Origin of the sequence: Alistipes intestinihominis (genome assembly GCF_040095975.1) — a bacterium.
In the GTDB taxonomy this organism is placed as follows: domain Bacteria; phylum Bacteroidota; class Bacteroidia; order Bacteroidales; family Rikenellaceae; genus Alistipes; species Alistipes senegalensis.
Genome location: NZ_JBBMFL010000032.1, coordinates 1 through 10,961 on the forward strand (window position 1 = coordinate 1; position 10,961 = coordinate 10,961).

Sequence of the window (10,961 nt, forward strand, 5' to 3'; positions counted from 1 at the left end):
ATCCCGTCGTTTATGGAGGTCGATTGGGTTCGTGTAACCAGACTCGGCAACTGATGCGGATGAAAACTCAACTGTTTTTCGGGGCGCTTGCATATTCGCTTTCTTTACTTTCGACGGAAGTACAGGCCGGAACACCGGCTTGTACTTCGTTGAAAGAGAGGTCTGCGGAACGGCATGAAATCGTTGTCTTTTCGGAAGATTTCGATCAAAAGTCGCGCATCCCTGATTCTGAATACTGGAGTTTTATTCCAGCCGGTGCGCCTGTCTGGCAGAAACATATGTCAGGGAGTGTCAGGGAAGCCAGTGTCAAGAAGGGGAAACTGATCCTGCGGGCACGGAAGAAAGACGGGATTTACAGATGCGGCGGTATATGGAGTTTGGGTAAGATCGCTTTTGGTCCGGGACATCGGATCGAAGTCGGAGCACGGTTCGGCCGACTGGCGCCAGGAGCCTGGCCCGCCATTTGGCTGATGCCGGAAAAACCGATATATCCGGGGTGGCCCGCCTGTGGGGAGATTGATATTATGGAACATCTGAATTGCGATGATTTCGTTTATCAGACCGTGCACAGCCACTTTATCCATCATCATACTGCTGCGGGACCGTCCGGCGATCAGCGGACTCCCAAGATCGACATCAAGGCGTTTCATCGCTATGCGGTCGAGATTTCCGACGACGCTCTGGTGTTTTATATCGACGACGTAGAAACGTTTCGCCATATGAACCTGCATCTCCCGGATGAACGGCAAAAGATGCAGTGGCCGTTTAAGACTCGTTATTATTTGATTCTCAATCTTGCACTCGGCGGTTGGGCCGGAGAAATCGAGGATGCCAAATTGCCGGTCGAAATGGAAGTGGACTATGTGCGGGTGACTAAACTTTCCGAGGAATAATCAAATATCGAACGAATGACTCTGATAAAAAGATTTATTACACTTATTGGCATTTGTTGTCTGTATCCGGTCGTCGGTCGGCCGGGAACATTCGACATTGTTCCATGTCCGCTCTCCGTCGAACGGGGTGTCGGCGCATTTCGGCTGAAAGCCGGAGCCGTTGTATCGGCCCCCGACTCTTTGCTCGGGGCCGCCCGGCTTTTTTCGGAAATGGCAGCTCCGATTCTCGGAGGAAAACTCGCTCTCGAATCCCATGCTGCGGCCCCTGCGTTGTCGCTTGCGGGCGATTCTTCGCTGGCCAGGGAGGAATACGTGCTTGATGTTACCCGTCGGGGTATCGAACTGCGGGGCGGTTCCGTAAGCGCTGTCCTGTACGGACTGCAAAGTTTGCGGCAACTGGCGTTCGAAAACCGAGGAACGATTCCCGTTGTACGGATTCACGACAAACCGTTTTTCGCCTATCGCGGAGCCATGCTCGACGTCTGCCGCCATTTTTCACCCATTGGCGAGGTCAAGCGGTTTATCGACATCCTTGCCCTGCACAAACTCAATGTCTTTCATTGGCATTTGACTGACGATCAGGGTTGGCGGATCGAGATTCGCCGTTACCCGGCTCTGACCCAAACCGGGTCCGTACGCCGCGGGACGGTTGTCGGCGACCATCGGACCTCTTCCGAGTATACGGACGAACCGTACGGCGGCTACTATACGCAGGACGAGATCCGCGAAGTCGTGGCCTATGCGGCCGAACGGGGTATTATGGTGATTCCCGAAATCGAGATGCCCGGTCATGCCGTGGCGGCATTGGCGGCTTATCCCTGGCTCGGGTGCACCGGAGGTCCTTATGAAGTGATGCGGACGTGGGGCGTGAGCGAGGACGTTCTGTGCATCGGCAAAGAGTCGACGCTCGGATTCCTGAAGGATGTGCTGACCGAAGTTCTCGAACTCTTTCCGTCGGAATATATTCACATCGGCGGGGATGAATCGCCGCGCAAACGCTGGAAATCGTGTCCGTTCTGTCAAGAACGTATCCGTCGGGAGGGGCTGCGGAACGAGGCCGAACTGCAAAGTTATCTGGTCCGCCGGATCGAGGAATGGCTCCGTGACCGCGGCCGCCGTCTGATCGGCTGGGACGAGATTCTCGAAGGCGGCGTATCGCAGGACGCTACCGTCATGTCGTGGCGCGGGACCCGTGGCGGCATCGAGGCGGCGCGACACGGCAATCGGGTCGTCATGGTTCCCTGCGATTACTTCTATTTCGATTACTATCAGACGCATGATCCGGCACGGGTCGAACGGGAAACGGTCGCCACGGGACGACCCGACGACGTTCCGTACGTAACCGTACGCCGGGCATACGAATTTTCGCCTTACGAAGGTCTCGACGGCGGTCAGCGACAGTGCATACTGGGCGTGCAGGGAAATATATGGCGGGAATATATGGTCGATTTCCGACAGGTCGAGCATATGCTGTTGCCCCGTTTGGCTGCGCTTGCCGAAGTGGCGTGGAGTTGCGATCGACGTGATTTTCCCGATTTTTCCCGTCGGCTGTTTCGCCTGAAGGAGTTGTACGATCAGGAAGGATACCGTTATGCCCCTTATTTTTTCAACGGAACCGATACCGTTCCGCAGTGACATGAATCATTAATAGCCAAACTGAAAAAATGAATAAATCGATTTTTATAATTGCAGTCAGCCTGCTGTTTGCGGTCGGAACCGCAGTCGGGCGGCCGGCACCCGATAAAAAGACGCGGTACATCGTTCTGGCCGAGCAGGCCCGGCATTATGTGGCGATCGCCGATGCTGCGACGCAGCGGATCGTATGGACGTGGGATGTTTCGAAATCCGGACTCCCTGCCGAACACCGGAACTGGTTCAACTGCCCGACGGAGATCAAGCCCGTCTACGGCGGGCTGTGTATTCTCGTCGTCTCGAACGGCGGCATCGGACTGATCCGCATCGCTGACCACCGGATGATCTGGTATGCCGCCAGCGGCGGCGGATTTCCGCATTCGGCCGAAGTATTGCCCGACGGTAACATCGCTGTGGCTTGCAGCACCAGTAACACGCCGGCTGGCGACAAACTCAAGATCTACCGGGTGGACTACGACCGTTTCCCGGCAACCGAGGCCGTCGCAGTCTATCCGCTCAAGTCGGGCCATAATGTCGTCTGGGACCGGAAGAACAAGGTGTTATGGGCAACAGCTTACACGACGCTCAATGCTTATGCTTACGGGCTGAAGGAGGGAGTTCCCGCCCTGACGCTTTGCGAATCGCTTCCGCTGCCCGACGGCGGCGCGGACCCGCACGATCTGTTCCCGGCTTACGGCGAGCGTAAATTGTGGCTGACGACTTCCGAACGGCTCTATAAGTTCGATCCGAAACGCAAACGCTTCGACGAGGTCGTCGTAGCCGAAGAGCTTCGACACTTGAAGAGTGCCTCGTCGGGCCCTTCCGGCTATCCGACCATCGTGCTGCGGCCGACCGAACAATGGTGGTCCAATGCGTTGGTCGCCATCGACGGAACTCCCGTATACACGGGCCCCGAATATTTCAAGATTTACAAAGGCCGATGGCTGTTGGACAATACGTTCAGTTATCCGAAAAATCATCGGCTTCCGGCAAAACGATAACCGAAATATCCGCATCGAATGAAAAAATTGATGATGTCGCTGATCGCAGGATCGGCGGTACTGACGCTTTTTGCGCAAGTGCGGCACAGCGAGCCGCAAATTCCCGTACGGCCGACACTCGAAGAGGAGGGGTCGTTCTCCATGATTCTGATACCCGACCCGCAGAGCCAGATCAAATTCGCCGCCAACCAGCCGTTGTTCGAACTGATGACGGCGTGGGTCGCTCAAAATATCGATCGGCTGCGAATTCGGGCCGCACTGTTCACCGGTGACATGGTGGAACAGAACGATCAGCTTACAGGCGGCGATCCCGTGCATTTCCACAACGGCGACCAGACGTCGCGGCAGCAATGGAGTGCCGTTTCACGAGCCTTGGAACGGCTGGACGGCCGGATTCCCTATATCGTTTGTCAGGGGAATCACGACGTGGGCTACGTTGCGGCGGAAAATCGTCTTTCGATGATGCCGCAGTACATCTATCCCGAACGCAATACCGAGATCGTCGCGCATCTGGCCGCTGCCGGCCTCAATCACGAAAATGTTCATACGCTGGAGAATGCCGCCTATGAATTCCATGATGCGGCGTGGGGCGATCTGCTGGTGATCGCTTTCGAATTCGCGCCCCGCGACGAGGCGCTCGACTGGGCGCGCGGTCTGATCGAGTCGGAAAAATACCGCAACCACCGGGTAATCGTTCTGACCCATTCGTTTCTCGATACGGACGGCAGTCGCAAAAAAGACGAGGGCTACAAACTTACGCCCCGAAACTGGCCGCAGGCCGTTTGGGAGAAACTGGTCTATCCTTCGAAGAACATTTGTCTGGTGCTCTGCGGCCATACGGGGACTCCTCCGAAGATCGACATGGAGGGCGGTGCCGACGGAGTTGCCGGGATCGATTACCGGACGACTTCGGCTTATCGTGTGGACCGGGCGGCCGATGGGCGCCGGATTCCCCAGATGATGTTCAACTCGCAGGCCGGCGACGGCGGCTGGTTCGGCAACGGCGGCGACTGCTGGCTGCGGATTTTAGAGTTCAGGCCCGACGGACGGACGATTGGCGTGCGGACCTTTTCGCCGTTGTTCGCCCTGTCGCGCATCACGGCGCGGAATGCCTGGCGGACGGCCGATTACGACCGGTTCGATATACGGATCGACGATTTGAAAAAGTAAAAAAGATGAATGGTAGATTTTTAGCATGTTGTCTGCTTGTTCTGGCCGTCGTGCCGGCATCCGGACAGCGCTGGCAGATCGGAACAGATCAGCGTCATATCGTTTGGCGGCCCGGATCCGATCTTCCGCATGAGGACTGTGTGGAGATGACCGGCGAGGCGACTTCCCTCGTTTTGCGGTGGGGTGTCGATGAGCGGGGAGCATTCCGCGAAGAGCGTTCCTTGATCTTTCCCTTGCTGCGTACCGTTCCGAACGATACGCATGCCAGCCTCGTGTTCCGTATGGCGACCGACATACCGTCATTGCTGAGCGTGGACGGCTTCGCCTTGCAGTCGGAAACGGTGGAACAGGTGCAGTTCGATGGAGTGATGGAGGTGCACAGCACGTGGCGAACGGGGCGGTCGAAACTGGGATTGGTGTCGGACTATGCTTCCGAACCTGCCGTGACGATGACCCAGACTATTTTTCCTTCCCGGACCCTGCCGTTGACATGCGAGCGTTATGTGCTGCGCAACAGCAGCCCGAACCGCACGCGTACGATCTATATCCCGGAATATATGCAGACGTTCGAAACCGATCCGGCGAAAGGTGTGGAGGGCAGTTACGTCCTGCGGGCCGATATTTCGGGCAGCGGACGTTTCGAGGTCGCGCCCGGCGATTCGGTGGTTTTCGATGCGGTGTTTCAGGCATACCGCAAAGGTGAAAATCCCCGATGTCCGGACGTCGCCGCGGAGCTGGCTGCGCGCCGTGCGTTCATACGGGAGGACATCGGGCACAGCCTTGTGCTCGAAACGCCCGATTCGGTGCTGAATACGGCGTTCCATTTTTCCAAACTCCGGGCTGCCGAAAGCATCATCCGAACGCGGGGCGGATATATGCACGCTCCCGGCGGCGAGGTTTTCTATGCGGCGGTATGGACCAACGACCAGTGCGAATACGTGATTCCGTTCTTCCCTTTTCTGGGTTATGCGACGGCCAATGAATCGGCCATCAACACATTCCGCCATTTCGCTCGTTTCATGAATGCCGACTATCGGCCTCTGCCCAGTTCGATCATCGCCGAGGGTACGGATATCTGGAATGGGGCGGGAGACCGCGGCGATGCTGCAATGTGTGCGAACGGGGCAGCCCGTTATGCCCTTGCGCGTGCCGACCGCACCGAAGCTGAAGAGTTGTGGCCGTTAGTCGAATGGTGTCTGGAGTATTGCCGTCGCAACCGGACCGCCGACGGGGTCGTGGCGTCGGATTCCGACGAATTGGAAGGGCGTTTCCCTGTCGGCCGGACCAATCTGGCCACCTCTGCGCTTTATTACGACGCGCTGTTGTCGGCTGCTGCACTGGGCCGGGAAATCGGTGTGAAACCGTCGCAGACGAACGCCTATTTGCGTCAGGCCCGGGAGCTGGCCGCGGCCATTGAACGGTTTTTCGGCCGTGACGTGGCCGGTTATCATGCCTACCGCTATTCGGAAATCAACGATAAACTGCGCGCCTGGATCTGCATGCCCCTCGTCGTCGGTCTTTCCGAACGTCGTGAGGGAACGGTTGCCGCGCTGCTCGGCCCCGAACTCCATACGGAGGACGGCCTGCTGACGGAACAGGGCGACTCGGTTTTCTGGGATCGCTCGACGCTCTATGCCCTGCGGGGTATTTTCCGGGCAGGCTGTGCCGATAAGGCGGGCGATTTTTTGCATCGGTTTACAGCTCGGCGCCTTACGGGCAATCATGTTCCCTATTTTATCGAGGCATGGCCCGAAGGCTCCGGTTCGATGCGGCAGCTTTCTGCCGAGAGCGGCCTCTACTGCCGTATTTTTACCGAAGGATTGTTCGGCATTCGTCCGACGGGATTCAGATCTTTTGAGATGACTCCTTCGTTGCCGGCCGCTTGGGATCGTGCGGCCTTGCGCCATATACGGGCTTTCGGGAGCGATTTCGACCTCGAAATCGAGCGTGTTGCGTCCGACAGGCTCCGCGTCACGCTTCGCCGGCAGGATAAGAACCCGCAAATCCATGTCTTGAGGTCCGGCATGACACTTCGTATTTCGCTTAAATAATGTTTCATATGATTGTAAGGAAAATTTTCAGTTTATTGTTCCTCGTCCTCTCATGCGCAGCGATGGGGCAGACGATTACACCCGAAATAGAAAAGCGTGCCGTTGAGTTGGTTGCGCAAATGACACTCGAAGAAAAACTTGCCTATATCGGTGGCTACAACGGTTTTTTTATTCGGCCCATTCCCCGGTTGGGGATTCCGGAGATACGCATGGCCGATGGCCCCCAGGGGGTTCGCAACGACACTCACAGTACGATGTATCCATGCGGTATCGCGGCTGCCGCGACATGGAACCGGGAATTGGCCCGGACTTACGGCCATTCGCTCGGTCAGGACGCCCGGGCACGGGGTGTCCATATCATGCTTGGCCCCGGGGTGAATATCTATCGCTCGCCGCTTTGCGGACGCAATTACGAATATTATGGCGAGGATCCCTTTCTGACGTCCGAAACGGCCGTGGCGTATATCGAAGGTATGCAGGCGGCCGGTGTAATGGCGACGATCAAGCATTTTTGCGGCAATAATCAGGAGTGGAACCGTCATAACGTTTCTTCCGATATTGATGAGCGGACGCTTCACGAAATCTACCTGCCGGCGTTTCGCAAAGCTGTACAGAAAGCCCGAGTCGGCGCTGTGATGTCGAGCTATAATCCGGTTAACAGCATACATACCACCGAAAGCCGCGAACTGATTATCGGCGTACTGCGGGAAAAGTGGAATTTTAAGGGTATCTACATGTCCGACTGGACTGCGACCTATTCTACTGTCGGAGCAGCCAATAACGGTTTGGACCTTGAGATGTCGTGGGGCCAGTTCATGAATCCGGATAAATTGCGTACGGCCTTGGCGACGGGAACTGTGACGGAGGAGACGATCGATGAAAAATGCCGTCATATCGTGCAGACGCTCATAGCTTTCGGGTTCTTCGATCGGGAGCAGCGGGATTGGTCGATCCCCGAAAAAAATCCCGTCTCTTCGGAAACGGCGCTCGCCGTGGCGCGCGAAGCCGTAGTATTGCTTAAAAACGATGGCGATATGCTGCCTTTCTCTCGAAAGATACGGAATGTGGTTGTGATGGGGCCCAATGCGACTAATATCCCTACGGGCGGAGGCAGCGGATTTGTTATGCCCTTTGAAACCGTATCTGTGGCAGAGGGGATTCGCAATGCAGATAAGCGCATCCGCATGAAGGTATTGGCACCTGAACTGTCTGTGGATTTAACGGCTTGGGGGTGTTTCTTTACGCCGGATGGCAAACCCGGATTGCGAGGGGAATTTTTCGCCAATCCGAAACTTGAAGGGAACGCCGTCGGAACGGTCGATGCCACTGCAATCGACTTTTTCTGGCAGAATGCTCCGATGGAGGGTGTGCCTGCTACGCAGTTCTCGGCACGTTGGACGGGAACGTTCATTCCGTCGGTTACGGGGCAGGCAGTCTTTCAGATCAGCGGTGATGACGGTTACCGACTTTATATCGACGATCGGGAGATTATTGCCGATTGGTACGACCATTTTATCACAATGAAGCGCGCATCGGTGGATGTCGAGGCGGGCAAAAGCTACAAGGTGCGTTTGGAATATTACAATGCCTGGGATTCCGGGACTCTCCGGATGTGCAGCGCTTGTCATTCGCCTATTTTACCGCAGCAGGAGATCGAATCGGCTGATGCCGTCATCTATTGTGCCGGCTTCGACTCTTCGACCGAAGGCGAGAATTGCGATCGTCCGTTCTCGCTGCCGCAACAGCAGTTGAAGGAGATTGCCGAAGCGGCGATGCTCAATCCTAATCTGATTGTGGTGGTCAATGCCGGCGGCGGGGTTGATTTCACACCAATAGTCGATAAGGCGCGTGCCGTGCTTATGGCCTGGTATCCGGGACAAGAAGGCGGTCGTGCGATTGCCGAGATCCTGACCGGTCGGATCAATCCCAGCGGGCGTCTTCCGATTACGGTAGAGCGTCGGGCGGAGGATAATCCGACGTTTGACAGCTATCGTGCGAACGTTGCTCAGGTTTACAACAGCCCGCTACGAGTCAGTTATGACGAAGGCGTTTTCGTTGGATACAGAGGATACGATCGGGCGGGCACCGAACCGATGTACCCGTTCGGCTACGGACTCTCCTATACGACTTTCGATTATGCGAATCTGAAGATGGAACGACTGGATGACGGGAATGTCGTGGTATCATTCGAGGTGACGAATACTGGTCGTTTCGCTGGTTCCGAGGTGGCGCAACTTTATGTTGGTGATGAGGTGGCCAGTGTTCCTCGCCCTGAAAAAGAGTTGAAGGGATATGAAAAGGTGCGGCTCGAACCCGGTGAAACGAAAAGTGTGGAGATTCGTCTGTCACCGGACGCCTTTGCTTTTTACGATATGAACCGCCATGATTTCGTGGTCGAACCGGGTGATTTCACGATTTCGGTCGGCGCTTCATCGCGGGATATTCGATTGAGCGAAAAGATTCGGATCGACTGATTGACAGCCTTACCCTTTTCTGTATCTCCAGCAGGAATTTGTAATGTTATCATTAAATAAGTTTTACATAATCTGATTTACTGCGGGTTTGGAAGATGGTCCCGAGCAGATATTTTTTGTCGAGTACTAACCGAATGGTTGATTGATTATGAAAACACGTTTTGGTATTCCGTTTTTTTTATTGATTGCAAGTTGTAGTTCGGATCCGACTGTCATGTCTGATGACTTTGTTGCAGGTCAATGTTATGACTTGACTGGTGATCCGACAACCGTGGGAATGCATTATCTGGAGTTTGCTGATGGTGGTGCCCCTTTTACCGAGGGTTTCTATTATGGTGGAGCGGAAAAAACATATAAAGTCCATGCCAATATTCCGTGGAAAGTTTCGACTAATCGCCGGGAAGCCGTAATTACAATCGTCGATAATGAGACATTTAAAGTAAAATTGCCCAAATCAATTGCTTGTGCGCCAAGGACACTTACGGTTACACTTTCTCCTTCAACAGAGATTTCAGAGGTGAGCCCGAAAACTTTCAGCACCGTGTGGGGATCTCCCGTTTGGAGTGGGGGTGATGGTTGGAGCCTTGACAGCGAAACGGGTTCGGCAACACTCACGATAAATAATGCGGCTGGTCGTCTTTTTTCTATTGATAAATATAAATACGGTTATTTCGAATGGACATTTTCGAACGTGAATATTTCTCAAGGGGATTTGTCTATTGTCGGCGGTAAGATAAATACTAATAATGAGCCTTATCTTATGTTCTCATACGGCAACAAAAATGCATACACAGCCTATGGTATGGTCAACAACCCGACAAAAATTTATTTTGGGAATGATAACGGTTGGCTTCCGCTCTATACAGCGATCTTCCAAGCAGGGTATCCGACTATCAATAATCTTAAAAAAATCCGGTTAATGATTACGCCATACGATGGAAAGGGTGGAAACTATGCTAAAGGCATTAGACGGCGTATTTGGATCAATGATGTATTGGTAATTGATGATTGGAATGGAGGTGATATTTGGCAAGGGACTCATGATGGGTTACCATACGATTTTGGTATTGATTCCGGTACGGGCATGATAACTTGCAATACGTTTGTCGCCGATCCTAATTATTGGAATTATTCCATACCCTCGGAGACCGAAAACGAAATTATTTTCTACGATGATTTCGACCAGGCAGACGGGTTGGATTACGATAGTTGGTCACATGTTCCGTATGGTACGGCAGCCTGGCAGATTTATATGTCGGGCAGTCCGGATCAGGCTTATGTCAAGGATGGCAAGCTGATTCTTACCATCGAGAAGAAAGACGGCAAGGTCGTTTCGGGCGGTATCAAGACTCAGGGCAAGAAATGGTTCAACAACTGTCGGATCGAGGTTTGTGCTCGTTTTGTCGAAGATGCAGGCAGCATAGGTCAGGCAATCTGGCTAATGCCGGAGCCTATGTACCAGATCTACCCGGGATGGCCTCATGGCGGAGAGATCGATATTATGGAACACAGCTATCTGAACGATTACGTTCAGCAGACGCTCCATTCCCATTATATTGATATTTATCAGGAAACACCGTCCGGGAAAGCTGCTTATGCAGATTACAACAAGGGAACGTTCAATGTCTATTCGGCGGATTTGACCGATGAAGAGATCGTGTTCTACACGAATGACAAGGAGACGATGCGTTATGCGAATCAGCATTTTCCGAACGAGTCGGAGTTGATGCAGTGGCCTTT

At 54.1% G+C, this 10,961-nt stretch carries 7 protein-coding genes; all 7 read left to right on the top strand.

Annotation, left to right across the window (positions count from 1 at the left end; all coding sequences use genetic code 11):
* Positions 1-893, top strand: an 893-nt coding sequence (locus tag WMO46_RS15360) for a glycoside hydrolase family 16 protein (protein ID WP_349094641.1), incomplete at its 5' end; no start/stop codon positions are given.
* Between the two features lie 15 nt (positions 894-908).
* Positions 909-2,528 carry a beta-N-acetylhexosaminidase gene (locus WMO46_RS15365; protein ID WP_083871008.1) on the top strand — a complete coding sequence of 540 codons (1,620 nt, stop codon included), beginning with the start codon at positions 909-911 and terminating at the stop codon, positions 2,526-2,528.
* 29 nt (positions 2,529-2,557) lie between these two features.
* A complete protein-coding gene (locus WMO46_RS15370; protein ID WP_019150784.1) occupies positions 2,558-3,526 on the top strand; it encodes a DUF6528 family protein in 969 nt (322 codons plus the stop codon).
* A gap of 18 nt (positions 3,527-3,544) precedes the next feature.
* Positions 3,545-4,696, top strand: a complete 1,152-nt coding sequence (locus WMO46_RS15375) for a metallophosphoesterase (RefSeq protein WP_195497954.1) — start codon at positions 3,545-3,547, stop codon at positions 4,694-4,696.
* A 5-nt stretch (positions 4,697-4,701) separates the two neighbouring features.
* A complete protein-coding gene (locus tag WMO46_RS15380; protein WP_394368796.1) occupies positions 4,702-6,747 on the top strand; it encodes a glucosidase family protein in 2,046 nt (681 codons plus the stop codon).
* Positions 6,747-9,221 (top strand): beta-glucosidase, encoded by a 2,475-nt coding sequence (locus tag WMO46_RS15385; RefSeq protein WP_195497955.1) that lies wholly within the window; start codon positions 6,747-6,749, stop codon positions 9,219-9,221. The genes WMO46_RS15380 and WMO46_RS15385 overlap by 1 nt, the downstream gene beginning before the upstream one ends.
* Positions 9,222-9,369: 148 nt before the next feature.
* Positions 9,370-10,961: glycoside hydrolase family 16 protein (locus WMO46_RS15390; protein WP_349094642.1), on the top strand; the 1,592-nt coding region annotated here is incomplete at its 3' end.

What these genes read in the sequence shown, in the direction of transcription:
- WMO46_RS15365 (WP_083871008.1), top strand. Translation starts at nt 909, where the DNA reads ATGACTCTGATAAAAAGATTTATTACACTTATTGGCATTTGTTGTCTG.
- WMO46_RS15370 (WP_019150784.1), top strand. Translation starts at nt 2,558, where the DNA reads ATGAATAAATCGATTTTTATAATTGCAGTCAGCCTGCTGTTTGCGGTC.
- WMO46_RS15375 (WP_195497954.1), top strand. Translation starts at nt 3,545, where the DNA reads ATGAAAAAATTGATGATGTCGCTGATCGCAGGATCGGCGGTACTGACG.
- WMO46_RS15380 (WP_394368796.1), top strand. Translation starts at nt 4,702, where the DNA reads ATGAATGGTAGATTTTTAGCATGTTGTCTGCTTGTTCTGGCCGTCGTG.
- WMO46_RS15385 (WP_195497955.1), top strand. Translation starts at nt 6,747, where the DNA reads ATGTTTCATATGATTGTAAGGAAAATTTTCAGTTTATTGTTCCTCGTC.